The 24,299-nt window shown below is 58.8% G+C and carries 24 protein-coding genes and 1 pseudogene; 7 read left to right on the top strand and 18 right to left on the bottom strand.

Going from position 1 to position 24,299, the window contains the following annotated elements; genetic code table 11:
• Positions 1-71 precede the first annotated feature (71 nt).
• From RYC17_RS03055 to RYC17_RS03040, 4 genes are all read left to right on the top strand, one after another.
• Positions 72-1,442 carry a DUF6861 domain-containing protein gene (locus RYC17_RS03055; protein ID WP_316902519.1) on the top strand — a complete coding sequence of 457 codons (1,371 nt, stop codon included), beginning with the start codon at positions 72-74 and terminating at the stop codon, positions 1,440-1,442.
• Complete coding sequence (locus RYC17_RS03050; protein ID WP_054078886.1) at positions 1,442-1,915, top strand: hypothetical protein; 474 nt, start codon at positions 1,442-1,444, stop codon at positions 1,913-1,915. The genes RYC17_RS03055 and RYC17_RS03050 overlap by 1 nt, the downstream gene beginning before the upstream one ends.
• Positions 1,916-2,016: 101 nt before the next feature.
• Complete coding sequence (locus RYC17_RS03045) at positions 2,017-2,478, top strand: SMI1/KNR4 family protein (RefSeq protein ID WP_316902518.1); 462 nt, start codon at positions 2,017-2,019, stop codon at positions 2,476-2,478.
• 133 nt (positions 2,479-2,611) lie between these two features.
• Positions 2,612-2,917 (top strand): contact-dependent growth inhibition system immunity protein, encoded by a 306-nt coding sequence (locus RYC17_RS03040; RefSeq protein WP_122281723.1) that lies wholly within the window; start codon positions 2,612-2,614, stop codon positions 2,915-2,917.
• Between the two features lie 79 nt (positions 2,918-2,996).
• Here RYC17_RS03040 and RYC17_RS03035 read toward each other — a convergent pair whose 3' ends face one another.
• From RYC17_RS03035 to RYC17_RS26875, 16 genes and pseudogenes are all read right to left on the bottom strand, one after another.
• Entirely contained in the window at positions 2,997-5,360 is a 2,364-nt protein-coding gene (locus RYC17_RS03035) for a glucose/quinate/shikimate family membrane-bound PQQ-dependent dehydrogenase (protein ID WP_316902517.1), read from the bottom strand.
• A gap of 126 nt (positions 5,361-5,486) precedes the next feature.
• On the bottom strand, positions 5,487-6,248 hold the full coding sequence (phnP, locus tag RYC17_RS03030) for a phosphonate metabolism protein PhnP (RefSeq protein WP_316902516.1): 762 nt from the start codon (positions 6,246-6,248) through the stop codon (positions 5,487-5,489).
• Positions 6,239-6,805, bottom strand: a complete 567-nt coding sequence (phnN, locus tag RYC17_RS03025) for a phosphonate metabolism protein/1,5-bisphosphokinase (PRPP-forming) PhnN (RefSeq protein ID WP_002553865.1) — start codon at positions 6,803-6,805, stop codon at positions 6,239-6,241. The genes phnP and phnN overlap by 10 nt, the downstream gene beginning before the upstream one ends.
• A complete protein-coding gene (locus tag RYC17_RS03020) occupies positions 6,805-7,950 on the bottom strand; it encodes an alpha-D-ribose 1-methylphosphonate 5-triphosphate diphosphatase (protein ID WP_316902515.1) in 1,146 nt (381 codons plus the stop codon). The genes phnN and RYC17_RS03020 overlap by 1 nt, the downstream gene beginning before the upstream one ends.
• Positions 7,944-8,660, bottom strand: a complete 717-nt coding sequence (phnL, locus tag RYC17_RS03015) for a phosphonate C-P lyase system protein PhnL (RefSeq protein WP_058407561.1) — start codon at positions 8,658-8,660, stop codon at positions 7,944-7,946. Before phnL ends, RYC17_RS03020 begins: the two co-directional genes overlap by 7 nt.
• Positions 8,661-8,707: 47 nt before the next feature.
• The gene (phnK, locus tag RYC17_RS03010; protein ID WP_410478447.1) at positions 8,708-9,529 is read right to left on the bottom strand and encodes a phosphonate C-P lyase system protein PhnK; all 822 of its coding nucleotides are present in this window, start codon (positions 9,527-9,529) and stop codon (positions 8,708-8,710) included.
• Positions 9,526-10,398 (bottom strand): alpha-D-ribose 1-methylphosphonate 5-phosphate C-P-lyase PhnJ, encoded by an 873-nt coding sequence (locus RYC17_RS03005; RefSeq protein WP_371875235.1) that lies wholly within the window; start codon positions 10,396-10,398, stop codon positions 9,526-9,528. Before RYC17_RS03005 ends, phnK begins: the two co-directional genes overlap by 4 nt.
• A gap of 11 nt (positions 10,399-10,409) precedes the next feature.
• Positions 10,410-11,489 (bottom strand): carbon-phosphorus lyase complex subunit PhnI, encoded by a 1,080-nt coding sequence (locus tag RYC17_RS03000; RefSeq protein ID WP_002553868.1) that lies wholly within the window; start codon positions 11,487-11,489, stop codon positions 10,410-10,412.
• Positions 11,489-12,085 carry a phosphonate C-P lyase system protein PhnH gene (gene phnH, locus RYC17_RS02995; RefSeq protein ID WP_316887112.1) on the bottom strand — a complete coding sequence of 199 codons (597 nt, stop codon included), beginning with the start codon at positions 12,083-12,085 and terminating at the stop codon, positions 11,489-11,491. Before phnH ends, RYC17_RS03000 begins: the two co-directional genes overlap by 1 nt.
• Complete coding sequence (gene phnG / locus RYC17_RS02990; protein ID WP_230018371.1) at positions 12,085-12,549, bottom strand: phosphonate C-P lyase system protein PhnG; 465 nt, start codon at positions 12,547-12,549, stop codon at positions 12,085-12,087. The genes phnH and phnG overlap by 1 nt, the downstream gene beginning before the upstream one ends.
• Positions 12,550-12,563: 14 nt before the next feature.
• Positions 12,564-13,298, bottom strand: coding sequence for a phosphonate metabolism transcriptional regulator PhnF (gene phnF, locus RYC17_RS02985; protein WP_058400264.1), 735 nt, complete (start codon positions 13,296-13,298; stop codon positions 12,564-12,566).
• Positions 13,299-13,334: 36 nt separating this feature from the next.
• Complete coding sequence (gene phnE, locus RYC17_RS02980) at positions 13,335-14,123, bottom strand: phosphonate ABC transporter, permease protein PhnE (protein WP_002553872.1); 789 nt, start codon at positions 14,121-14,123, stop codon at positions 13,335-13,337.
• Positions 14,124-14,151: 28 nt separating this feature from the next.
• A complete protein-coding gene (gene phnD / locus RYC17_RS02975; RefSeq protein WP_058400263.1) occupies positions 14,152-15,162 on the bottom strand; it encodes a phosphonate ABC transporter substrate-binding protein in 1,011 nt (336 codons plus the stop codon).
• Positions 15,163-15,200: 38 nt separating this feature from the next.
• On the bottom strand, positions 15,201-16,034 hold the full coding sequence (gene phnC / locus RYC17_RS02970; protein ID WP_002553874.1) for a phosphonate ABC transporter ATP-binding protein: 834 nt from the start codon (positions 16,032-16,034) through the stop codon (positions 15,201-15,203).
• 265 nt (positions 16,035-16,299) lie between these two features.
• Positions 16,300-17,064 carry a methyl-accepting chemotaxis protein gene (locus RYC17_RS26880; protein WP_371875234.1) on the bottom strand — a complete coding sequence of 255 codons (765 nt, stop codon included), beginning with the start codon at positions 17,062-17,064 and terminating at the stop codon, positions 16,300-16,302.
• Between the two features lie 93 nt (positions 17,065-17,157).
• Positions 17,158-18,189: pseudogene (locus RYC17_RS26875) on the bottom strand (cache domain-containing protein); the annotation flags it as partial.
• A 334-nt stretch (positions 18,190-18,523) separates the two neighbouring features.
• Between RYC17_RS26875 and RYC17_RS02960 the strand changes: the two are divergent.
• The 3 genes from RYC17_RS02960 (at position 18,524) to RYC17_RS02950 (ending at position 21,953) form a co-directional block, all read left to right on the top strand.
• On the top strand, positions 18,524-19,351 hold the full coding sequence (locus tag RYC17_RS02960; protein WP_058400260.1) for an HDOD domain-containing protein: 828 nt from the start codon (positions 18,524-18,526) through the stop codon (positions 19,349-19,351).
• 160 nt (positions 19,352-19,511) lie between these two features.
• Positions 19,512-21,488 (top strand): DNA topoisomerase III, encoded by a 1,977-nt coding sequence (locus RYC17_RS02955; RefSeq protein ID WP_122258628.1) that lies wholly within the window; start codon positions 19,512-19,514, stop codon positions 21,486-21,488.
• A gap of 63 nt (positions 21,489-21,551) precedes the next feature.
• Positions 21,552-21,953, top strand: a complete 402-nt coding sequence (locus tag RYC17_RS02950) for a RidA family protein (protein ID WP_003367150.1) — start codon at positions 21,552-21,554, stop codon at positions 21,951-21,953.
• A gap of 6 nt (positions 21,954-21,959) precedes the next feature.
• Here the strand turns inward: RYC17_RS02950 and RYC17_RS02945 are convergent, their stop codons facing one another.
• Both RYC17_RS02945 and RYC17_RS02940 read right to left on the bottom strand, forming a co-directional pair.
• Entirely contained in the window at positions 21,960-22,271 is a 312-nt protein-coding gene (locus RYC17_RS02945) for a DUF6482 family protein (RefSeq protein WP_032609388.1), read from the bottom strand.
• Positions 22,272-22,378: 107 nt separating this feature from the next.
• Positions 22,379-24,175 (bottom strand): methyl-accepting chemotaxis protein, encoded by a 1,797-nt coding sequence (locus RYC17_RS02940; protein WP_122258629.1) that lies wholly within the window; start codon positions 24,173-24,175, stop codon positions 22,379-22,381.
• Between the last annotated feature and the right edge of the window lie 124 nt (positions 24,176-24,299).

Below are 24,299 nucleotides of genomic sequence, written 5' to 3'. Positions count from 1 at the left end.
CGCAGGCTGTAGTCCGATAACTCAAGGATCGAGAATCTGAATTTACTCTTTTCAAGGACAGAGATGAATAAATGGATCTTTTAGCCAACGTCCCCAAATGGGAAGACATCGAGCGAACCCTCGATAACAAATTCAACCATCTGAATCAGTCTTTCGATCAAGGCTGGGAAAGCGCTTTGGATGGTTGGAACGGTTTCACTCGACGAGTCAGTAACGAGGCCACACTGGCCTTTGGCAGTATCGGCGGAAACCGCATTGAGTCGGTGAAGCTGGCGATGTCCAAGTCTTACCCAATCATCCAGCTGAATCTGATGCGCAAGTGGGCTTCCATAGACATTACGGAAATCCTTCCTGTCTTGCTGCAACTGGTAAAAGAGGTCGCCATGATCATGGGCGGCAGCGTAGCCGTAGGAACTCTTGTTGGTGGCGCGGCTGGATCGCTAGCATTCGGGGCGGGCGCTGTACCAGGGGCCATAGCAGGCAGCGGCATAGGCTTACAGGTCGGCAACCTAATTCTGCTGGGTATGGGGCTTTCAGCCATTGCCGAGTACTTTTATCAAGGGCTCCCTGCCTGTCTTGCAACTCTCTATGAAGGTATTGTGACTGCCTGGAATGCAGAGGAAGGTGTCAAACCGCCAGGGCTTGATCCCACAGGAGCCTCCGCGTGGCTGATTGATGAGCGTATAGATGCCGCCGCGCGGCAACTTGCCAGAGGTCAGGAGCAATTAGTCATGCTCCTACTGACTGCCATCGTTACCTACATCACACGAGGTCAGGTCAAGGCTGGGATCGTAGGCAGTCTGGACGGCATCGCCGCAAGAAGCGCGAAGCTTCAAGCAGACATGACCAATAAGCAAATTGCGGGTTGGTTGGCTCGAAATGAGCAGAGATTGCTGGCTCATCCTGAGTTGCAGAGGAGTGAGCCTTCACCGCTCCGGGAAGTAATGGACACCCAAGAGCCGCCAACTACACCCTCGCTATCTAATCGGCCAGATGCAAAAAAAGAATCCAACGACGTGGCAAATACCTCATCAAAACCAGAGTGGCTGCAGCGACTCGATGCAGGTAACGAGTTTAATAGAGTTCAATCAAAAAATTACCCCTACAATGAGGTCTACATACAGAGGCCTGACGGCAATGGCTATTACCGACTAGATTCATACAACCCAACAACTGGAGAAATCATATCACGTAAATTAACTCAATTTTCAAAAATATCTGAATCCACCGCCAAAAGCTATATAAATGAAGCAATATCAAAGTACCCGAGCGGCTCTACTATAGCGAATGTTCCATCCAGTGGCTCTTTGGCAGGACAAAAATTACAGGGCGCTTTGATACTGGAAGTTCCACCTCAAACAGGTATAATACCCCAAACTATTTTAGACTCTGCAGACAAAGCAGGAGTTTTAATAAGAGATATCAACGGAAAGGTGTATTGATGAGTCCTTCTATTTTTTATTGCAAGTCCTGGTTCCGCCTTAAGCATCGTGCAATCGACCCTATGGACGAGGCTACCGCCAACGCTTTGCATTTGGCTAAAAAACCTTATACAGCGTTGATAGGCTCAGACTCTAAACCAGCTTGTTTCGTAGAAATGATTTTAGACAAGAACATGGTGGGCGTTGGATTTCTGGATGACCATCAGCGCGAATACCTTACCTATCAGTTTCAATGCCTGGATTCAGAAACGCTTTTCCTCACGATGGCAACCCATCGTGAATTTGATGACGCTGGGAAAATCTCAGTTGGAACCAGCTACATCTTCAAAGAAAGCGGCGAGCTTTTGATTCGTCGGGAGCAGCTAAACCCACATAAGCTTGAGGAAGCCAAATCGCAGTTCGAGCCTAAAGACAATTACGAAAAAATCCCCGAGTTCGGCGATTACTCAAACGTAACCAAAGTCAACAGATGAGCGTGGAAAGCCTCTAGCAAATACTGAACTATTTGAATTTTCAGGAGCAGATACAAGAGGTGGAACTAGATTTAACTGCGCGAATACTCACGAGTAATGAAATGACTAATTTGACAGCATTTGATCTTGGAAACCTTATAAAGACACATGAGGATGTAGCAGCATTCGGAACACCTGCCGACGCGGTGGCCGACGAGTGGATTATTAAGGCAGAACAGCGTTTAGGTCACCCATTGCCTGACTCCTACAAATGGTTTTTACGAAATTATGCGGGAGGAGAAGTAGGCACCGAGGAAATTTACAGCATCTACGGCATGGACCTCGATGACATAAATGGTGGAGATATTGTCTTCCAACATATTAACGGACTCAAAAACAAGTCGACAACTCCAGAAAAAGTAGTCATCAGCAAAACGGACCTGGGCGAAGTTTTCTTCTTCAACTATGACACTTACAAAGATAATGAATGTCAAATCTTCTTGCGAATACCTTCAGGAACAGCGATCCACTATGCAGAAAATTTTTATGAGTATCTTGCCAAAAGAATAATAGCCAACGCCTAGACATATAGCCAAACTGCGGCCTAACAACACTCTACCAACAAGGCCGCTCCGCCCCCTATTAGATAGATTCGCACCAGACATCAACAACAATCAAAGATTGAAGCCAGCTCCCAATAACAAAAAGCCGGACATCATGATGAAAAAAGAACAATACGCCAACTTGAGCCGATTACTAGGCTGCTATTTCCATCAGGACTGGACTAAAGAGTTTTTGGACAGCAATCACGCGCTTGAAGAGATCGTAAAATGTGAACCCGCGAGCTGTTTGCGAGATAGCGTAAAAGAAATTGAGCATCTGTTAAGCCAGCCCATGACAGAAACAGACTACAGCGAATTAATGGCATCCACAGTGGGATGCTACTTTGAGCCCAGCAGTGAACACACCCATTATTCGGATTGGCTATCCAAAATGGCCATTTACTTGAAAAGCCAACAGTAGCATCCATCCATTAGCGAGACATCCAGCGTGTGACAAAGCGAATCGAGGGGCAGAATCTGCCCCTCAACGTTGAAGCACGTTACTTGGGCAACGCGTAGGCAATCACGTAATCGCCACGATCCGGCGATTGGCGGGCGCCGCCGGCGGTGAGCAGGATGTACTGCTTGCCGGTTTTGGGCGACACGTAGGTCATCGGGCCGGACTGGCTGCCTACGGGCAGACGGGCCTTCCAGATTTCGTTGCCGTTGCCGCTGTCGAAGGCGCGCAGGTAGAAGTCCTGAGTACCGGCGAAGAACAGCAAGCCCGACTGGGTGGACAACGAAGCGCCCAGCGTCGGCATGCCGATCGGAATCGGCAGGCCCATGCGGATGCCCATCGGGCCTGTGTCTTTCACGGTGCCGACCGGAACCTGCCACATCAGTTTTTTGGTTTTCAGGTCAATCGCCGACATGGTGCCGAACGGCGGTGCCTGGCACGGAATGCCGACGGCAGACAGGAAGCGCTGGCGCATGGCACCGAACGGCGTGCCGGTCTGCGGCACGACGCCCATTTCGATACCGCTGGCACCGGCGGCGATCTTGTCGCGCGGGATCATGTAGTTGGCCAGGCCCAGGCGCATGTCATTGACGAACATATAGTTGTTGGTCGGGTCGACCGAGACGCTGCCCCAGTTCATGCCGCCCAGCGAGCCGGGGAACTGCAACGCAGGGTCCAGGCCTGGCGGCGTGTAAACACCCTCGTGACGCATGCCTTTGAAAGCGATGCGGCACATCAGCTGGTCAAACGCCGTGGCACCCCACATGTCGGACTCTTTGAGGGTCTGGTTGCCAATCGACGGCATGTCCACCGAGAACGGCTGGGTCGGCGAATAGCGCTCGCCCGGCACATTACCCTGCGGCACAGGGCGTTCTTCGACACGCGAGATCGGCACGCCGGTTTCGCGGTTGAGCAGGAAAATCTCGCCCTGCTTGGTGACTTGCGCCAATGCTGGCTGCGTACCGCCCTTGCCGTCCGGGATGTCATACAGCAACGGTTGCGCCGGAATGTCGAAGTCCCACAGATCGTGGTGGGTCATCTGGAAGTTCCAGCGCACCTGACCGGTCTTTACGTCCACCGCAACGACTGACGAAGACCATTTGTCGTCCTGCTCGGTACGCGTTCCGCCGAAGAAATCGGGTGTGGCGTTACCGGTCGGCAGGTAGATCAGGCCGAGCTTGTCATCGTAGGACATGGCCGACCAGACGTTCGGCGTGCCACGCGTGTAGGTTTCGCCTGCTGGCGGACGCTTGTTGGTATTCGGGTTACCCGGATCCCAGGCCCAGACCAGCTCGCCGCTGTGTACGTCGAAAGCACGCACCACGCCTGGAGGTTCGCCGGTGGAGAAGTTGTCGGCAACCCGACCGCCCACCACAACCACATTGCCCGCCACCAGCGGTGTCGAGGTCTGCTGGTAGTAGCCTTCCTTGACTTCGCCCATGTCGGTTTTCAGATCGACTACGCCTTGATTACCAAAGTCCTTGCAGGTCTCGCCGGTCCTGGCGTCGAGTGCGATCAGGCGAGCGTCGCCAGTCGGCAGAAACACGCGTGTGGCACACGCGGCGGCTGGCTGGGCTGGTGCGTCGGCTGCGGGCGCGGCAAAGTAACCCAGGCCGCGGCAGCGCTGCCAGTTGGGCGCACTGCCCTGCGGGTCGAACTTCCAGCGCTGGGTGCCGGTGTCAGCATCCAGTGCGAACACTTTGCCGTAGGCGGTGCAGGTGTACACCGTGTCACCGACCTGCAGCGGGGTGTTCTGGTCTTCTGCACCGGCACCTGTGCTCTGCGGAATGTCGCCGGTGTGGAAGGTCCAGGCAACCTGAAGCTGGTCGACGTTGCTCTTGTTGATCTGATCCAGAGCAGCGAACCGGTTACCTGCCGGGGTATTGCCCCAGTGTGCCCAGTCCTTCTGCTCGGCACCCGGTGCCACCGGGACAATAGCCGGCACGCTGCTGGCGCTGACCACATGGCTCGGAACGAACATGTAACCGATGGTCGCCACAACACCGATGGCCAACAGACCGGCCAGACCATAGGCACCGCGGCCTGCCTGAGCACCCGAAGCGCGAACCAGTGTCGGGTAGATCAGCGCAATCACCAGGCCGATCACGGCAAAGGTCAATAGGCGGGACACCAGCGGCCAATAATGCAGGCCTGCATCCCAGATAGCCCAGACGGCGGTCAGTATCAGGGCGATGCCATACAACACGGCACCTTTGGGTTTGCGCACGGCGATCAGCGCACCACTGACCAGCATCGCCAGCCCCATCAGCAGGAAGAACCAGCTGCCGCCCAATCTCACCAGGTAGCCGCCGCCACCTGCCAGACCGAGCCCGATCAGGGCGATCAGTACTCCCAGCCCGAGCAGCAGCAACCTGCCGCCAGTTCCTGTGTCTTGCTTGTTTGTCATTTTTCAAACCTGTCGGATTTTTACAGCCGAACAGAATGTACCAAACGGTTCATAATGACAAATTGTCGCAGCCTGCCAAGCGTCTGGAACAGGCGTTTGCGGGCGATCAGCGCACAGTTTTTGCGTTTATGCGCACGCCTGTAGCGCCATACCGTCCCGACCGATCAGTACATGCCCCGGCAGTCCTTGCGGCTGCCCCATCAACCACGCATCCAGCGTGTGGCCGATGTGCGTCAATACCGCCTTGCCCGGTCGCAACTGGTCGACGGTTTGCAGCGCCAGGGTCAGGTCATTGTGATTACGTGGCGGCTGAAGCTGTGGAGGCATCGAGCAGTCGAGCACCAGCAGATTCAGCGGTGCACGTTGCAGATACTCGCGGGTGTCGTCAGGCAAGCCGACGGTGTCGGTCAGGTAGGCAAAACGTTGCCCGTCGCCTTCGAACATGTAGCCGAACGTGGGCTTGGAGTGGGTCAGCGGCAGCGCCGTGACCTGCAGTGCGCCCAAGGCTCTGGTTTCGAAGGCTGCAAACGGCTGGCTGAAATCGAGAATGCCGGGGTGCTTGTAGAGGTCGGCCAGGCCTTCCGGATCCGCCGGGCCGTGGACCGGAATCACCAGCCCCTGCCCCCAGCGCAGATGCAACAGCCCCTGGGCATGGTCGGCATGGTAATGCGTCTGCAGGATGCCACTCAGGCTGCGCGGCGGGAAACGGTCGGTAAGGTCGGTCAGACCGCTGTCGATCAACCAGCGCTGATCGGCGCATTCAATCAGCGCACTGCACGGCAAGCGCCGCAGGTCCTGATTCGCCCGCGCCGCCGAGCAGCCCGGGCACTGGCAACCGTAGACCGGCACCTGTCGTGCATCAGCGGTGCCCAGCAGGGTCAGGCGCATGCGTCACGTCGCTCCATCAAGCCGATAAGCGTGGCGACGGTCTGTTGCAGATCGCCCGAATTATCCAGCGGGAAGACCTGCGGATTGTTCGCCAGTAAATCCCCGGCAAAGCGCGAGTTGCGCGCTAGTCGCTCCTCGATTTCCGCAAGGGTTTCCCTGTTGCGCGCCAACAGCCGTTGGCGCAGCACGTCCTGGTTGACGGTCAGCAGCACCGCCAGCAGCGTCGGGTAACGCATTTGCGCCTTCTGCAGATGCGCCCGGGAGCCGTTGATCAACACGTCGTGGCCCTCCAGCAGCCACTGATCGATCTCGATGGGGATGCCGTAGTGCAAGCCATTCGCCTGCCAGCTCAAGGCAAACGCGCCACGCTCGCGCATCTGCTCGAACTGTTCGACCGTCACCGCCTGTGCCGCCTCACCCACCGCTTCGGCAGAACGGGTGATCACCCGCCGTACAACCCGGCAGTTGCGTTGTGCCAGCGTTTCACGGGCTGCATCCAGCAGGCTGTCCTTGCCTGAACCGGACGGCCCGATGAGATAGATCAACCTGCCAACCATCAAAACACCCTCTTGCCTTGTCGCCAGACCTTGTCGATCACCGGCAGGCCTGCATGATTGCGCGCCTGAATCAGATCAGCGCGCAGACCGATGCGAATCTCGCCACGATCCGCCAGCCCTGCCGCAACAGCGGGCGTGCGGCTGACCATATTGATCGCGTGCGGCAGCTCGCAGTCGTTGTCCTGTTCGGCCAGCATGAACGCGGCCTGCAACAGGCTGGCCGGGTAGTAATCGCTGGACAGAATGTCCAGCAGCCCATTTCGGGCCAGCGATGCTGCCGCCACGTTACCGGAGTGCGAGCCACCGCGCACGATGTTCGGTGCGCCCATCAGCACGCTCATGCCCAGTTGCCGACAGCTGCGGGCCGCTTCGAGAGTGGTCGGGAATTCGGCAATGTTCATGCCGAAACCTGCTGATTCCTCGACATGCGCCATGGTTGCGTCGTCGTGGCTCGCAATCGACAGGCCACGCGCCAGGCACAGCTCGACAATCGCGCGCCGGTAGCGGTCGGCGTACTCGGTGGAGTTGGCGACCTGTTCGACGATGAAGCGATCCATTTCCTCATGATTCATGTGGTACTTGCCCATGTAGTACTCGCGGTACTTGGACTCCAGGGCAAACTGACGCTGGCCAGGCGCGTGGTCCATCACCGAAACCAGTTGCACCAGCGGCTGGTCCACCAGGTCACGAAACACGCTCAGGGTATCCGGATGACTGACCTCGCAACGCAGGTGCAACAGGTGCTCGGCGCGGGTCAGGCCCGCTGCGTTGGCGTCGGCAATCGCCTGAAGCATCGCGGGCAGTTGCTGCATGCGCTTGCCCTTGGGGTTGATGTCGCCAATCGACAGCGCATCGAACACCGTGGTAATACCGGCCGCGACGATTTGCGCATCATGGCTGATCACCGCTGACATCGACGGCCAATCGACACCCGGCCGCGGCGACAGGTGCTTCTCCAGGTTGTCGGTGTGCAATTCCACCAGCCCGGGCAGCAGATAATCACCCTGCATGTCCTGAGCCTGGCTCAGTTGGCTACGCCCGCTCTGAACCTCGGCAATCAGGCCGTCACGGACCACAACTGTGCCGACGAACACCTGCTCGGCAGTCACCACATGGGCGTTACTGAAGATCTGTTCGTTCAGCATTGCAGCAACTCCTTGGCGGTGAGGTCCACCGGGCTCATGTCGAGTTGACGATTGGCGACTGCCTCGCGGGCGTCGCGGTCATGAAAAATACCGATCAGTGCGGCACCGGCCTGTTTGGCCTCATCGACCAGCTCCAGCACCACCTGACGGTTGGCGTCGTCCAGCGAAGCCGTCGGTTCGTCGAGCAATAAAACCGGCCACGGCACCATGAATGCCCGGGCGATGTTGATACGCTGCTGTTCACCACCGGAAAAGGTGCTGGGCGCCAGAGGCCACAGGCGCTGGGGAATGTTCAGCCGGCTCAGCAGCAGTTGCGCGCGCTCCTGAGCCTGTTCGCGCGACCAGCCGCGTGCGAGTGCTGGCTCCATAACCACATCCAGGCTCGATACACGCGGAATGACGCGCAAGAACTGACTGACGTAGCCGAGCGTTTTGCGCCGCACCTCAAGCACCTGGCGCGGCGTTGCCCCGACCAGTTCAGTCCACTCGCCTTCGTGCTGTACGCGGATGCTGCCAGCGGCAGGCAGGTAGTTGCCGTACAAAGTGCGCAACAATGTGCTTTTGCCCGCGCCGGAATGCCCGCTGAGCACCAGGCATTCGCCAGCGCGCACCGAAAAATTGAGCCCGCGCAGCACATTGAGGACCACGCCATTGTGCTGGTGCAGGGTGAAAGTTTTCGACAGATCGCGGACCTCGATCAACGTCGTCATCGGATTCACCTCTTGTCTATGAACGGTGTCTGATCGGGTTGTCTGGTTCATGGCTGCAATACCGAGGACACCAGCAGTTGTGAATACGGATGCTGCGGGTCATCGAGAATCTGATCGGTCAGGCCGCTCTCGACCACTTCCGAGCGACGCATGACCATCAGCCGATCAGCCAGCAACCGCGCGACCGCCAGGTCGTGAGTGACGATGACCACCGCCAGGTCCAGCTCCCGAACCAGGCCACGCAACAGATCGAGCAACCGCGCCTGCACCGACACATCCAGCCCACCGGTGGGTTCGTCCATGAATACCAGTCTGGGACTGGACACCAGGTTGCGGGCGATCTGCAGGCGTTGCTGCATGCCGCCGGAAAACGTGCGCGGCAGATCATCAATGCGCAGCGGGTCGATCTCGACCTGGCTCAGCCAGTCCACCGCCGCACTGCGCAATTGCTGATAATTGCGCACGCCCTGGGCCATCAGACGCTCGCCGATATTGGCTCCGGCAGAGACGCCCATGCGCAGGCCATCACGCGGGTTCTGCTCGACAAAGCCCCACTCGGTACGTAACAAGGTGCGACGTTGCGCTTCACTGGAACTGTACAAATCAAACCAGTCGCCATCCTTGCCTCGATAATCGATGCTGCCGCGATCCGGCGGGCAACGTCCGCTCAACAGCGACAGCAGCGTGGATTTCCCCGAGCCGGACTCGCCGACGATGCCCAGCACTTCGCCGGGGTAAAGGTCAAAACTGACGTCCTGACAGCCCTTCTGTACCCCGTACAAACGGGTCAGGCCGCGCACCTTGAGCAGCGGTTGCGCAGGTTCGGGCTGGCGGTCGCCCGCCGGGTTCAATGAGAGAGCACTGATCATCGGGCGTTCTCCTGCTGCTTGACGCGTTGGGCGCAGTAATCGGTGTCCGAGCAGACAAAGCTCTGCGTCCCGGCGTCGTCAAGAATCAGCTCGTCAAGAAAGGACTCATGGCTGCCGCAGATTGCGCAGCACTGCTCCCAGCGCTGTACTTCAAACGGGTGATCTTCAAAATCCAGACTTACCACCTGGGTAAACGGCGGCACGGCGTACAGACGCTTTTCCCGTCCAGCACCAAACAGCATCAGCGCAGGGCTCATGTGCAGCTTGGGGTTGTCGAATTTGGGAATCGGCGACGGGTCCATCACGTAGCGCTCATCGACCATCACCGGGTAGGCGTAACTGGTCGCGATGTGGCCGAAGGTAGCGATGTCTTCGTAGAGCTTGACGTGCATGACGCCGTAATCATCCAGCGCGTGCATGGTGCGGGTCTCGGTTTCCGAAGGCTCGATGAAACGCAGCGGCTCGGGAATCGGCACCTGATAGACCATGATCTGATCGGCGTGCAACGGTGTTTCCGGAATGCGGTGACGGGTCTGGATGACAGTCGCCTCGGGGGTGCGCTCAGTGGTGGCGATGCCTGCCGTACGGGCAAAAAAGCGCCGAATCGAGACGGCATTGGTGGTGTCGTCAGCGCCCTGATCGATGACCTTAAGCACGTCATCGGCCCCCAGGATTGCAGCGGTCAGTTGCATCCCGCCGGTGCCCCAGCCATAAGGCAGCGGCATCTCGCGCCCGCCGAACGGCACCTGATAACCGGGAATCGCCACCGCCTTGAGCAAGGCACGGCGAATCATGCGTTTGGTCTGCTCGTCCAGATACGCGAAGTTGTAGGCGTCATCCCGTGCGGGCCTTTGCTCTGCGGTGTTCATGGGTGCATTAGTCATTGGTCGCTCTCCGGTTGCGGTGCGGACTTGCGCAGCTTGCGGATCAACTCCAGCTCGGACTGGAAGTCCACGTAATGCGGCAGCTTGAGGTGCGAGACAAAACCGGCCGCCTCGACGTTGTCGCAATGCGCCAGCACGAATTCCTCCTGCTGGGCCGGCGAGCGGACTTCTTCGTTGAATTCCCCGGCGCGCAACGAGCGGTCCACCAGTGCCATGCCCATTGCCTTTCGCTCTGCGTTGCCGAATGCCAGACCGTAGCCACGGGTGAACTGCGCAGGTTCGCTGGCCGAGCCGACGAACTGGTTGACCATCTCGCATTCAGTCACTTCGATGTCGCCGATCACAATCGGAAAACCCAGTTCTTCAGGCTCTATCCAGACCTCTACTTCGCCGATGCGGATTTCTCCGGCGAACGGATGGTTGCGACCGTAACCGCGCTGGGTCGAATAACCCAGCGCCAGCAGGAAACCCTCGTCGCCACGGGCCAGCGCCTGCAAACGCTGGGCACGACTGGACGGATACTCCAACGGCTCGCGAGTGATGTCCGCAACGCTCTCGCCATCGTCCACTTCAGGTTTGATCAACCCTTCTTTGGCCAGCAACCCCAGCACTCGCGGACAGGGTTGCAGCGTTGCGTCCGGTGCCACGTCCGGGCCAGGGTGCTCGCCTTCGGCCAGCAAGGTGAAATCCAGCAAGCGGTGGGTGTAGTCAAATGTCGGGCCCAGCAATTGCCCGCCGGGCACGTCCTTGAACGTGGCGGACAAACGCCGGTTGAGCTGCATGTTCGAGGTGTCGATGGGCACGCTGGCGCAAAAACGCGTGAGCGTCGTGCGGTACGCGCGCAGCAGAAAGATCGCTTCGATCAAATCCCCCGCCGATTGCTTGATCGCCAGTGCGGCCAGCTGCGGGTCGTACAGCGAACCCTCGCTCATGACTCGCGCAACCGCCAATGGCAACTGCTGGCGGATCTGCTCGACATCGAGCTCGGCAATGCTTGTATCGCCACGGCGCTTGTTGGCCAGCAGGCGGTGGGCGTTATCGATGGCCTGTTCGCCACCTTTCACGGCGACGTACATCAGGCACACTCCTGCACGCGGGTGCTGCGTGGCAAGCCGAGCATCTGGTTGCCCGACACAAAGAACACGTCCAGCCCGCAGGGGAAGACATTACATGCTTCACGCTCGGTCCAGAACGCCTCGTCCAGCGGCAAGGCCACAGAATTTTGCTGCTCGATGCCGGGACCGCTCCAGGCAAGGGCCGGTCCGCCTTGCAGGCCTGGCAGCTGAATCAGCAAGGTGCAGGACTGATCAGGGTAACGGTCGTTGCCGGTATCAAAACCTCGCAGTTCACCGACAGTCGACGCATCAAGCAACGCGAAGCGGGCAGCACTCCGGTCAGTGACAATCGGGCTGCCGCAATGAAAGGCAATGTTCGCGCGAATCGCCGGGGTATCAAATGCAGGGGCGAGCCAGAGCGGAGTGTCCAGGTCCAGCAGCGCCAGGCACAAGGCATGAGTTGCGCTGTCCAGGCCCTGCAAGGCAGGCGGCTGATGCCTGGTGGGCAGGGTCTGAATCACACCCGGACCGGACAAGGCCTTGAGCGCTACGCGAAAACTGCGCTGGGCATCCAGCACCGGATCGGTGAAGGCAGGTTGCAGAAGGACGGCATTCATCAGTCTTCTCCTCGGACCAGGGTAAAGAATTCCACTTTGGTTGCAGCGGCTTCGGCGTCCTTGCGTGCCCGACGCTCGGCTTGCGTACGTGCCAGTGGCTCGATCAGCTCGGACAGCCACCAGGCCTGTTGCGCGCCTTGCAAATGGGCATCGGCCAGTGCCGCCAGTTCGGCATGGCGCTTGTCGCGTCCGGCCAGATAGCTGTAACCCGTGCGGCCATCGGCCAGACGGACCACGCAGCGGGTAACGCTCATCTCGCCAAGGTTGAACGCCGAACCGGTGCCGCCCATGCGGCCACGCACCAGGGTCATGCCGATTTCCGGGGCGCGGATCATCTGGTAATCGGTGTCACGCAACGCCGCTTCGTGACGCTGTAATTGTTCGCGGCTCGGCTCATCGACAAGGGCGCGCGCCAGTACGCCCATCCAGTGCTGCCGTGCGGCCGTTTCAGGGGTTGCTTGCATGGAACACCTCGATGTCAGTCAGTCGTTGGGGTAACGGCGATCTGATTGAACGCCACCTGATACTGGAAGCGGTCGCAGCGGCTGACCGAGCGAGAAAGCTCCACCGGCTGCCCCGATCGGTCACACGAAACCGTCAACACCGTCAGCGCCGGCATGTGCCGGGGCATCAGCAGCAGCCCGGCCTCTTCACGGGACGGCAGGCGGGCTCCGATCAGGCTCTGCGCACGGCTCAGCGGCAACTCGCGCTCAGCCAGATACTGGCGAACCGAACCACCCTGATACTCAGCCAGCACATCGCTGTAGCGGGCGCTGTAGCGGTGGCAGATCAGGCTTACAGGCTGGCCATCCAGCTTGCGCAACGTCTGCATTTCGATCAGCGGCGCATGCTCGGCCAGCCCCAGATGCAGCGCATCTTCGTGACTGGCGAGGCATTCGCGGCGCAACAGCAGAATCGCTTCCACGCCGATGCCTTGTGCCGACAGCGACTGGCTGTAGGCGCTGTCGGCCTGCATCGGGTAGATCAACGGACGTTCCAGCACTTGCGTGCCCTTGCCCTGGCGTCGCAGCACACTGCCCTCACGGACCAGTTCATCGACCGCTCGGCGGATCGTATGGCGGTTGACGCAGAAGCGTTCGGCCAACTGAAACTCGGCAGGCAGATAATCGCCGGGCCGATACGAAACCAGCTCATCGCGCAGGGTTTCAGCCAGTTCGAGGTACATCGGCTCAGCTTGTCTAGACAACTGCATGATTAAAAAAAGTGTTCATTGAACACCCCTCTTCTGTCAGATGAATTGCTTGCGCAGGCGCTGCGACATGATGTCGATGACGCTTACCACAACGATGATCACCAGCAGCACGGCGCTGGTCTGGACGAACGCAAAGGCCCGGATATTCTCCCAGAGAATGACCCCGATGCCGCCTGCACCGACCATGCCCACTACGGTCGCCGAGCGCACATTGGATTCGAACCGGTATAAAGCATAGGAGATCCATAGCGGCATGACCTGAGGAATTACACCGTAGATGACTTCCTGTAAAGCACTGGCACCGGTCGCACGTACACCTTCGACAGGGCCAGGCTCTATGGCCTCGACGGCTTCGGCGAACAGCTTGGCGAGCACACCGGTGGTACTGATCCAGAGCGCCAGCACCCCGGCAAACGGCCCAAGCCCGACCGCGACTACAAACAACATCGCAAAAACCATCTCATTGATGGAGCGAAAGGCGTCCATGCAGCGCCGCAATGGCAGGTGAATCCACCACGGCGTGATGTTCTCGGCGCAAAGAACGCCCAGCGGTATCGAACAGACAATCGCCAGCGCCGTACCCCACAGGGCAATCTGGATGGTCACCAGCATTTCCTTGAGGTAGCTGCGCCACTCACGGAAGTCCGGCGGGAAGAAATCAGCGGCGAAGGTCGCCATGTTCGACGAGTCCCGAACCAGCGTCATCGGGTTCATTTCCGCGCCCTGCCAGGCCCAGGCCAGTGCCGCAAGCAACAGCCCCCAACCCAGGTAACGAGACCAGTTGGGCTTGCCCGCAGCCTGGGCATAGGCAACTTGAGTGGTCATGGCGAACTCCTGATAGTGATCGATTGGCTCAACCTGCAGAGCTGTCTGCCGTTTTCTGGTTCAGCTCGGTGATCCGCTCCTGCAACTTGTTCAGGCTGGCGTCGATGTCCTTGAGGCGGGTCGCTTTCTCCTGAGCATCCAGCGTGGTGCTGGCAGCCACCTCAGTACGCTGCTTGAACAGCTCAAGCTGGCGAATAGGCAACAACTGGTCATCGCTGGACTTGAGGAACTTGCCCATCTGCATGTTCTTCAGGACGGTTTTCTCTTCAGCGGTATTGCCATAATCGGCGAAGAACTCACGAATCTTCGCCTTGTTTTCGTCCGACAGCGCCTTGCTCCAGACAATCGGGTCGGCTGGAATCAGCGGCGACTTCCAGATCACTTTCAACTGCTCGACCTTGTCTGGTTGAGTCACGGCCAGGCGGTCCCAGCTTTCGGTATTGAAGGTCGCGACATCCAGCTGACCTTTGGCAACACTCAGGGCATTGACCTCATGGCTGGAGTTCAAGGTGCGCTTGAAGGCGGTGGAGGCATCCACGTGGTTTTTGGCAAATACGTAATAGCCAGGCACCAGATAACCCGATGTGGAGTTCGGGTCACCGTTGCCGAAGGTCAGACTCTTGGCGTTCTTGAGCATGTCTTCGACGGAGTTGATCGGGCTGTCCTTGCGCACGATCAACAGGCTCCAGTAGCCCGCATCGCCGTTGGCGGCAGATGTCTGGGCAAAGATCTCGCCATTGGAGCGGTCTACCGCTTCCATCGCGGCCTTGTTGCCCAGCCAGGCCACATCGACCTTGTTGAAGCGCATGCCCTGAATCAGACCGGCGTAGTCCGAGGCAAAGGTGGCATTGACCTTCAGACCGGTTTTGCGGCTCATGTCATCGAGAAACGGCTGCCAGATACTTTTCAGGTTCTGCGATGACTCGGTGGACATGATGCCGAAATTGATGGCTTTTTCTTCTGCAGCCTGGACCGTGCCCAACGCGCAGGCGGTCAGCAAGGCGGCAGAGGCGAGAAGACGACCGATACGCTTGAACATGCAGGCTCTCCTGATAAATGGGGTGATGTTGAAAAGCTTCAGACTTTGGCCAGTTCCAGACGTGGTTTCTGCCGAACCCGACGGCTTCGTTCGGTGATCATCAGGCTCGCGTCCGCGTCTGCACCGTAGAGGTCATTGAGGAACTGTTTGCTGAGATCCTGCGCCAGGCCATCAAAATGGATCCGCCCGCCCTTGAGGGCCACGGCACGCGGGCAATAGCGCACCGCGTAATCCACCTGATGCAGGGTGACGACGACGGTCTTGCCGTCGCTGCGATTGATGTCGGCAAGAATTTCCATGACCCTGCGGGCCGATTCGGGGTCCAGCGAGGCAATCGGTTCGTCGGCAAGGATCACTTCGGCGCGCTGGGTCAAGGCGCGAGCAATCGCCACTCGTTGCTGCTGGCCGCCGGACAGGGTCGAAGCCCGCTGGGCGGCAAGATCTGCCAGCCCTACCCTGTCCAGCGCGGCCATCGCACGCTGTTTTTCCTCGCGATTGAACAGCGCCAGACTGCCGCGCCAGCGCGGCATGCGGCCCAGGCAACCAAGCAGAACGTTGTCCAGCACACTGAGGCGATTGACCAGATTGAATTGCTGGAAGATGTAGCCGATATCGGCGCGCAGGCGTCGCACCTGGCTGTTGAGACGACCGGACGACTGAACCTCGCGACCCAGCACCTGGACCTGACCGCCATTGCTGCGATCACAGCACGCCAGACCGGCAAGATGGCGCAGCAAGGTTGACTTGCCAGAGCCGGAAGCGCCAATCAGCGCAACCATTTCACCGGGTTGTATAGACAACGCAAGGTCAACCAACGCACTTTTGTGCGAGAAGGTCTTGTTCAGGCCTTGTACATGAATGGCATCGTTCATGAGGCTTCTCGGTCTGCGCACGACCCGGGACAGGTCGTATTCGGTTGTCAACCAAACTGGACCTGTGTTGTTGCAGCCTCATGAACCGTAAGTGAAGAGCTGATAACAGTTTGTCGCAGAAGGTGTTGCAGCGCAGATCTGTGAAGCAGAGCGCGCAGACGTACGGCTTGCCTCCGCGCTCACAGTTATACACGCACCTATGAGATGACTATCGTGCCAATGCTCCGCGTGGTAACGATCATCATCATAGTGGACAGCTGCCGGATCAGATCCGGAAGCTGCCGACCAGTTGCTGCAAGCGGGCCGCCTGCTCTTCCAGCGAGTTGCAGGCGTCCAGGGTCTGACGCAGGTTGTCGACGCCCAGCTGGTTGAGGGTGTTGATATGGGTGATGTCGACATTGATCGACTCCACCACCGAGGTCTGCTCTTCCGTTGCGGCGGCCACCGACTGGTTCATGCCGTTGATCTCTTCGATGCGTCGGGTCACGCTGCTCAGGCGTTCGCCGGCGAGGTTGGCGATGCCTACGCTGTCCTCGCTCTGACGCTGGCTTTCAGTCATGTTGACCACTGCCTCACGAGCGCCGACCTGCAGCTCTTCAATCATCTTCTGCACTTGTTGCGCCGAATCCTGGGTGCGGTGCGCAAGGTTACGCACCTCGTCAGCCACCACGGCAAACCCGCGCCCGGCTTCACCGGCACGCGCCGCTTCGATGGCCGCGTTGAGCGCCAGCAGGTTGGTCTGCTGGGAAATGCTGGTGATTACCTCGAGAATCTGCCCGATGTTGGCGGTCTTGCCATTCAGGCTTTCGATGTTCACGCACGACTCGCTGATCTTGCCGGACAGCTCGTTCATGGCCTTGATGGTCTGCTGCACCACACCTTGGCCGTCGCTGGCCAGGCCGCTCGCGTCGCTCGACTGCTGCGAGGTACGCGCGGCGTTCTGGGCGATTTCCTGGGCGGCGGCACCCAATTCGTTGATCGCCGCTGCCACGCTTTCAGTGCGGTTGGCCTGCTGGTCGGAGTTGTCCATCGACGCGTTGGAGACCTTGACCACTTGTGTGGCAACCTCGCCCAATTGCGCGGCAGTCGAGGCCACTTCGCGGATCGAGGTATGGATACGTTCGACAAAATGGTTGAAGGACTCAGCCAGTGCGCCGAATTCGTCTTGCGATGTGATTGCCAGACGCTTGGTCAGATCGCCCTCGCCGTCAGCGATATCTCGCATCGCACGGCCCATCTGGTGCAGCGGCTGCATCAGCACCCGGATCAACAAGCCCAGCAGCAGGATGATCACCATCACCACAACCACCATCGCGGTGATCGCCGAGGTACGGAACTCGGTCAACATGGCGTAGGCGGAATCCTGCTCCAGTACCAGTGCCACGTACCAGTTGGCCGTCGAGACACCTTGAACGGGCGTGAAGGAAATGATCTCCGGCTTTTTACCGGAGTCGATTTCCGTTACACCAGTGGCAATTTTCGGCGTATTGACCGGGTACGCTTCATTGATGTTCTTGAGCACCAGCTTGCTGTCCGGATGCACCAGAATCTTGCCGTCGGCACTGACCAGAAACGCGTAACCATGGCCATCAAAGTTCAGCGAGTTGATGATCTTGGTGACGTTGTCCAGAGCGATATCAGCACCGGCCACACCCACGAACTGATTCTGAAACTTGACCGGTGTGGCCATGGTCATGACCAGCTTGCCGGAAGATGCCGCTATGTAGGGTTCGGTCACAATGGTGCCGGGCGCATTCTGTGCCGCCTTGTACCAGCCACGCGCACGCGGATCGTAGTCAGCAGGGCGATTGGCCGACGGCACCGAGAACATCACGCCATCGGTGCTGCCAAAGTAGCTCAGCTGAAAACTTTCGCTGTAGGCAGGCAGGCCGATGGCGCGCTGCAACTGTGGCAGCTCCTTGCCATCCGCGGCGATTTGCTGCGACATCGATTGCAGCAATTGCATGCGGCTTTCCAGCCAGGTCTGGATGTTCTGCGTGGTGAGCGTACCCAGTTGTTGCAGCTCGGACCTGACGCTGGATTTGAGCGACTGACGTTGTCGATAGTCATTGATGACAATGAACACACTGAACGCCACGACCACAATCAATGCGGCGGCGAGAAGAATTTTTTTGCTGAAACCCAGACTTTTCATACGGTTACTTCCACGGCAAAAAACCAATAAGGACGATCTCTGAATCGCCAATCAAACTTCACAACAGTGCCGTCTATTTCACGTTACAACCTACAGGCCGTTCAGCAACCGGAGTCGATACACAAACGCCTGCGGTGTCGATCATCAGGCAGGTTCGAGCACCGAAACCTTACAGAGACGCTTGTATCGCCATATCGGCCGAGATGGACGAGTCCTTGATTATTTTTTTCCAAGCATGCTGAGACCTGTCTCCCACAATCGACGGTGAAACGTGCAGAGCCGGAAAAACTGGCTATGGTGAACTCATCCCCGCCGTGCAGAGGATGGTCTTGCCATGCTGAGTATCGAAAAACTTTTTGACGATTTGCACAGTCTCCCGAGCATTCCCAAAGTGGCTCAGGACCTGATGCTGCAATTTGACAACCCTTCCTCGAACCTGGAAAGCATTGCCCGAAACATCGAGAAGGACCCGGTGATTGCTGCCAAGGTGCTGCGCCTTGCCAACTCGGCGCGGTTTCGCGGCTCGCGAGAATCTTCCAGTATCGAAGACGCGGCCATGCGCTTGGGTTTCAACACCCTGCGCACCCTGGTAATGGCCTCGGCAGTGACCGGCGCGTTCAAAGCCGGGCCGAGTTTTGACCTCAAAGGGTTCTGGCTCAAAAGCTTTCAGGTGGCAGGGATCTGCCGAATGCTGGCGAAACAAACGGGCGTCGACCCTGAAATCGCCTTTACCTGCGGGGTCATGCATAACATCGGCGAACTGCTGATCCAGACCGGCGCGCCCGACGTTGCAGAGCGCCTGAACAACGCAGCCAAGGCCGGTACGCCGGGGCGTGCAGCCAACGAAACCCTGCAACTGGGTTTCAGCTACCCGGAAGTAGGCGCAGAACTGGCCAGTCGCTGGCATCTGCCAGAGCTGATCAAACAGGCTATCGCCTATCAGGCCACACCGCTGAAGGCTCCGGCCGACGCACCGCTGCCAAAGATTGTCGCTCAGGCCATCACCATCTCCGATGCACTGGAAGCCCATGGCGGCGCAACCCCGCAAGCGCAGCAGGCTTGCGGCGGGCCATTGATGGAGGGAGTCGATCTGGACGCACTGTTTGCCGGGCTGCCAGCGGTGCTTGAAGCCGACAAGGCGTTCTCCGACCTGCTGAGCTGAGCCGACACACTCTTCGCAGGCTGAAAAAGCGGTCATGGGGTGAACACTTCACTCCATGACCTGCTCCATTTATCTGTATATCCATACAGATAAAACTTGCCCGCAGCGTATTCAACGTTCATCCTTGCAGCCCTTGCACCGGTAATCGACGACGGTAGTCATGCGGCTGTTTCTTTGCGAAAAACCCTCCCAGGCCAAAGACATTGCGGCTGCGCTCGGCGCGACCCGGCGTGGCGACGGCTGCTGGGTGGGTGCCAATGCCACCGTGACCTGGTGCATCGGCCACCTGCTGGAAACCGCTCCGCCCGACGCCTACGATGCGCGTTACAAACGCTGGGTGCTGGAAGACCTGCCCATCATTCCGGAAAAGTGGAAGATGCTCGTCAAGCCGAGAACTGCCAGCCAGTTCAAGGCAGTCAAGCGATTGCTGGGCGAAGCTCAAGAGCTGGTGATTGCCACTGACGCCGACCGCGAAGGCGAGATGATCGCCCGCGAGCTGGTCGAACACTGTCGCTATCGCGGGCCGATTCAGCGTTTGTGGCTGTCGGCACTCGATGACGCCTCCATCCGCAAGGCGCTGGCAGCGCTCAAACCCGGTGCCGATACGTTCAGCCTGTATCACTCGGCGCTGGGTCGATCCCGTGCCGACTGGCTGATCGGCATGAACATGAGCCGCCTGTTCACCCTGCTGGGTCGCCAGTCGGGTTATCAGGGCGTATTGCCAGTCGGACGAGTACAAACCCCGACCCTGCGGCTGGTGGTGGACCGTGATCGCAGCATCGCCAACTTCGTACCGGCACCCCACTGGGCCATCGACGTCAGGCTGTTGCACGACAACCAGGCTTTTATCGCCCAATGGCGCGCACCGTCCGACGCCTGCGACGATCAGGACCGCTGCCTGAATCAACCGCTGGCGCAACAGGCTGCCCAAGCGATGCGCAGTGCGGCCAGCGCACGGCTGGTCAAGCTGCGCACCGAGCGGATTCGCGAAGTTGCCCCACTGCCTTTCGATCTGGGCACCCTGCAGGAAATCTGCTCGAAAAAGCTCGGGCTCGGGGCGCAGGAAACCCTTGATATAGCTCAGTCGCTGTATGAAACCCACAAGGTCATCACGTACCCGCGCAGCGATTGCGGTTACCTGCCGAACAGTCAGCATGGCGAAGCCGCGGGTATCATCGCAGCGCTGTGCAAGGCAGACGCGACGCTGGCCAGCCTGTCGCCGCACCTTGACCCGCAACGCCGGTCGCGGGCCTGGAATGACGGCAAAGTGACAGCCCACCACGGCATCATTCCCACTGCTGCCGTGCGCGGCGTCGAGCGTCTGACCGGCAAGCCGCGAGCGGTGTACACCCTGATCAGGGCGCGCTATCTGGCGCAGTTCCTGCCCAACCACGAATACGACCGTACCCAGGCCGACTTCGACTGCGCAGGCCATGCGCTGCGGGCGGTCGGCAAACAAATTGTCGAGCCAGGCTGGAAACGTGCCATGCCCGAGGCACTGGCACCGGCCAAGGGTCGCGAAGCGCCTGCGCCGCAGCCGTTGCCGGCATTGTTTCAAGGCTGCGAGTGCGCCGTCGCTGAGGTCATCCTCAAGGACCTCTGGACCCAACCGCCCAAACCGTTCACCGAAGGCGATCTGATCAAGGCGATGAAAAACGTCGCCAAACTGGTGGAAGACCCACTGCTCAAGCAAAAGCTCAAGGACACGACCGGCATCGGTACCGAAGCCACCCGCGCCGGGATCATTCAAGGCCTGCTGGATCGTGGCTATCTGACCAAACTGGGCAAGGCACTCTGCGCAGCGCCCGCAGCGTTCAGCCTGATAGACGCCGTTCCCCGCGCCATCGCCGACCCCGGCACTACAGCGATCTGGGAGCAGGCACTGGACATGGTACAAAGCGGCGAAATGAGCCTTGAAGAGTTCGTCGCCAAACAGGCAGCGTGGATGAGCAAACAGGTCAGCCGTTGCGTCGGCATGCGCATGAGCATCAGCGGCCCGGCCAGCCCGGCAGGCGTTGCGCCGCCCTGGAAGAAAAAACGCAAGACCACTAAACGCGCCGCCAAGACCTCCACCGCCACGGCGGATACTGCGGCGAAAAAGCCGCGGCGCGCTGCCAGACCGGCCGCCAAGGCGTAGGCCGGAACAGCGATAACCAGATCAGCCATTGCACATTCAAGCGTTACGAACAGGTGTTACAACATGTCAGACCGAGAGCTCATCATTCCGTCCACCATGCAGTCGATCATGGACCGTGCAGGCTATGCACCTGCGGTCAGGGTTGGGGATACCCTGTACTGCGCGGGCCAGGTGGGGCGTACGCGGGATATGGAAGTCATCCTCAACCCGGAGGCGCAGTTCATCGCCTGCTGGGAGAATCTGCGTACGGTGCTCGCCGAGGGCGGTTGCACCTTCGAGGATATAGTCGACATGACGACTTACCATGTCGCCATGAGCGAACACATGGCGGTCTTTCGTGAAGTAAAAAACCGCATATTCCCGCGTGGCCAGTGCGCCTGGACCTGCATCGGCGTTGCCGAACTGGCGCACCCCGGGTTGCTGCTCGAAATCAAGTGCGTTGCGATCAGGCGCAACAACGCCTGATCGACATCACAGACTCGAGCGCAGGGGTATCTCGTGCCGCGAAGTTTGTGCCTGAACATCGTCCAGACCGACCATTTCGTCATGCGCCACGGCCTGGGTCATGAACAGTTTTACGTCAGAGACCGAAGACAGCACCTTGCGCGCCTCTTCCACCGAAGCAACGTGCAGGGTTTTTCCGCTCGAATCTTCTACTGGCACAGACTTGCCCTCGAGCTTTGCGTGCAGCACGTAGGAACCGCCTTCCATGGAGATCAGATCGAGTTCACGAACCGTTTGATCCTTTACATGTTTGGTCAGGTCTTGAATGTTCAAAGTCACACCTCCAGTGGCGTTCTGAAAATCAGCGCCTTGTAGAAGTGGAGCTTTTACCGGCGCGAACGTTCAGTCGTGTTGCAGGCCTTATCGGTGCAACAATAACGCTGCCTTCACTTGCCCAGCAACAGCGCTGCGTCGAAGCCCATCCGCAAGTTGCCCCAGTGGCGCCCCTCGAAAAAGAACGGCACATCGATTTCGGTCATGATCTCGCCGGTATCACGCAGGTAGGTCTGCAACAGAAAACGTTGCTGGTTGCCCGCTGCACGCAAGCCTATCGGGTCGGAGAACATGCGTTTGTTGCGGCACACCGGCAAGTCGACGGCACGGTCGCCGGTCGGTTTCAGTGACACCCAGCTGTTGTTGACCGGGCAGTAACCTTTGTTATCCACGATAAAGGTGACCTTGCCACCCCGGGTGCCCTTGGTCAGCTTGTCGCACTCTTCCTGGCAGACTTGTGCGAAACGTTCTGTGTAACCGGTCATGTACTGCTTGGGGTCGGTGCCGGGAATCAGATTGTAGCTCTGATCGAACAGATTGACGCCCTGTTTGTGCAGCTCGGCCAGCCGCACCTGCAGGATGTCCCGGCACTGACTCGCGCGAGTAATGGCAGCGTCCAACTCGCCATGCCCCAGCACGAAACGCCCCAGCAGCGCCTGCACTTGCTCAGCCACACTGGACAGATCCCGAGTAGCCGTTGCGGAGTGCTGCATGCGCTGATCGATGGCCTGGCTATCGGAATAGATCCGCGTTACCCGTTCATTGATCCCCGTGTTGGTAGAGGCGAACTGCTGAATGTGTGCAGCGATGTCGGCGAGCTTGTCGTTGGTCGACTCGAAATCACCGATCATGCTCTCGAAATGGCCGGATGCGCGCTCTACGACCAGTTGGGTTTCGCGGGCGCTGTGGCTGATCTGAATGGTCTGTTCGTGGGTGGAGCTGACCTCCTGAAGCATCGCGTCGATGTTGCGCGAGATGTCGTCAGTGGCTTTGCTGACGTTTTGCGCCAGCGTGCGCACCTCGTCGGCCACCACCGCAAAACCTCGACCACTCTCCCCCGCCCTAGCCGCTTCGATGGCCGCATTGAGCGCCAGCAGGTTGGTTTGCGAAGAAATCTGCTGAATCAGCCCGACAATCGACTTGATGCTTGATGAACGCTCATTCAGGCCGGAGACCAGCCCACCGAACTCGTTGAGACTGGTGGATATCTGGCTGATATTGCCGGTCACCTCAAGCAGTTCGGCGTAAGAGTCGCGTGCCATGCTCAGATTCTGCGCAGTGGTGCTGGAAATACCCTGGGTCTGCTGCGAAACATCCTCGATGCTGCCCACTGCCATATTGCTCTGGTCCATCACTTCTCTGGCGAAGCGTGCCTGATCGGTCGCGCTGTCGCTGGAGTCACTGATGTTCTTCAGCGAGCGTGCCGATTCGACGGCGATCTGCACAGTCAGCCCCTGAATGCTACTGATGATCTCGCGCTGTTTGGCCAGAAAGAGATTGCAGGTACTGGCCAGCCCGCGAATTTCATCATGTGTGAGCAGCGGCAGATCCCTTGATAGATCACCTTCGCCACTGGCGACCTCTTCGAGCGCGCGAGTCATGGACATCACCGGACGCACGATCAGGTGGCGGAAATACCACACCATGAAGCTGACCATGACCAGCGTGAACAGGGTGCTCAGCAGAATTGCGTTGCTCAGCAGATCGAGCTGACTCTGGATCACGCCCAGCGCGGCAGGGTCCGTTTGCGTGCCGCGCAATTGCAGCATGATGTCGGAACGAATGTTCAGCGCCACCCAATACAGCAAGGCGCTGACCAGGACCAGCAGGAAAAGGCTTGATAGCTTCTTGGTCAGCGTGTTGAAAAACTGCTTTTCAACTGACTCGTATAAGGCCTTTAACGTCTGCATGTCGCTGCTCCTGGGGTGGAAAGTGATTCATCCACGAAAATTAACGCTTGTCGGTACCGAAGATTCAAGGGCTGAACCGGCCAATACAGGCCTGTGATGAGCCCTGCGCGACTCGACCGAGGGT

The organism is Pseudomonas syringae group sp. J248-6, assembly GCF_032586995.1.
Taxonomy (GTDB): domain Bacteria; phylum Pseudomonadota; class Gammaproteobacteria; order Pseudomonadales; family Pseudomonadaceae; genus Aquipseudomonas; species Aquipseudomonas amygdali.
Note: the sequence above shows the minus strand (reverse complement) of the source record. Positions and strands in the feature narration are given on the sequence as shown.

What these genes read in the sequence shown, in the direction of transcription:
- RYC17_RS03055 (WP_316902519.1), top strand. Translation starts at nt 72, where the DNA reads ATGGATCTTTTAGCCAACGTCCCCAAATGGGAAGACATCGAGCGAACC.
- RYC17_RS03050 (WP_054078886.1), top strand. Translation starts at nt 1,442, where the DNA reads ATGAGTCCTTCTATTTTTTATTGCAAGTCCTGGTTCCGCCTTAAGCAT.
- RYC17_RS03045 (WP_316902518.1), top strand. Translation starts at nt 2,017, where the DNA reads ATGACTAATTTGACAGCATTTGATCTTGGAAACCTTATAAAGACACAT.
- RYC17_RS03040 (WP_122281723.1), top strand. Translation starts at nt 2,612, where the DNA reads ATGATGAAAAAAGAACAATACGCCAACTTGAGCCGATTACTAGGCTGC.
- RYC17_RS03035 (WP_316902517.1), bottom strand. Translation starts at nt 5,360, where the DNA reads ATGACAAACAAGCAAGACACAGGAACTGGCGGCAGGTTGCTGCTGCTC.
- phnP (WP_316902516.1), bottom strand. Translation starts at nt 6,248, where the DNA reads ATGCGCCTGACCCTGCTGGGCACCGCTGATGCACGACAGGTGCCGGTC.
- phnN (WP_002553865.1), bottom strand. Translation starts at nt 6,805, where the DNA reads ATGGTTGGCAGGTTGATCTATCTCATCGGGCCGTCCGGTTCAGGCAAG.
- RYC17_RS03020 (WP_316902515.1), bottom strand. Translation starts at nt 7,950, where the DNA reads ATGCTGAACGAACAGATCTTCAGTAACGCCCATGTGGTGACTGCCGAG.
- phnL (WP_058407561.1), bottom strand. Translation starts at nt 8,660, where the DNA reads ATGACGACGTTGATCGAGGTCCGCGATCTGTCGAAAACTTTCACCCTG.
- phnK (WP_410478447.1), bottom strand. Translation starts at nt 9,529, where the DNA reads ATGATCAGTGCTCTCTCATTGAACCCGGCGGGCGACCGCCAGCCCGAA.
- RYC17_RS03005 (WP_371875235.1), bottom strand. Translation starts at nt 10,398, where the DNA reads ATGAACACCGCAGAGCAAAGGCCCGCACGGGATGACGCCTACAACTTC.
- RYC17_RS03000 (WP_002553868.1), bottom strand. Translation starts at nt 11,489, where the DNA reads ATGTACGTCGCCGTGAAAGGTGGCGAACAGGCCATCGATAACGCCCAC.
- phnH (WP_316887112.1), bottom strand. Translation starts at nt 12,085, where the DNA reads ATGAATGCCGTCCTTCTGCAACCTGCCTTCACCGATCCGGTGCTGGAT.
- phnG (WP_230018371.1), bottom strand. Translation starts at nt 12,549, where the DNA reads ATGCAAGCAACCCCTGAAACGGCCGCACGGCAGCACTGGATGGGCGTA.
- phnF (WP_058400264.1), bottom strand. Translation starts at nt 13,298, where the DNA reads ATGCAGTTGTCTAGACAAGCTGAGCCGATGTACCTCGAACTGGCTGAA.
- phnE (WP_002553872.1), bottom strand. Translation starts at nt 14,123, where the DNA reads ATGACCACTCAAGTTGCCTATGCCCAGGCTGCGGGCAAGCCCAACTGG.
- phnD (WP_058400263.1), bottom strand. Translation starts at nt 15,162, where the DNA reads ATGTTCAAGCGTATCGGTCGTCTTCTCGCCTCTGCCGCCTTGCTGACC.
- phnC (WP_002553874.1), bottom strand. Translation starts at nt 16,034, where the DNA reads ATGAACGATGCCATTCATGTACAAGGCCTGAACAAGACCTTCTCGCAC.
- RYC17_RS26880 (WP_371875234.1), bottom strand. Translation starts at nt 17,064, where the DNA reads ATGGACAACTCCGACCAGCAGGCCAACCGCACTGAAAGCGTGGCAGCG.
- RYC17_RS02960 (WP_058400260.1), top strand. Translation starts at nt 18,524, where the DNA reads ATGCTGAGTATCGAAAAACTTTTTGACGATTTGCACAGTCTCCCGAGC.
- RYC17_RS02955 (WP_122258628.1), top strand. Translation starts at nt 19,512, where the DNA reads ATGCGGCTGTTTCTTTGCGAAAAACCCTCCCAGGCCAAAGACATTGCG.
- RYC17_RS02950 (WP_003367150.1), top strand. Translation starts at nt 21,552, where the DNA reads ATGTCAGACCGAGAGCTCATCATTCCGTCCACCATGCAGTCGATCATG.
- RYC17_RS02940 (WP_122258629.1), bottom strand. Translation starts at nt 24,175, where the DNA reads ATGCAGACGTTAAAGGCCTTATACGAGTCAGTTGAAAAGCAGTTTTTC.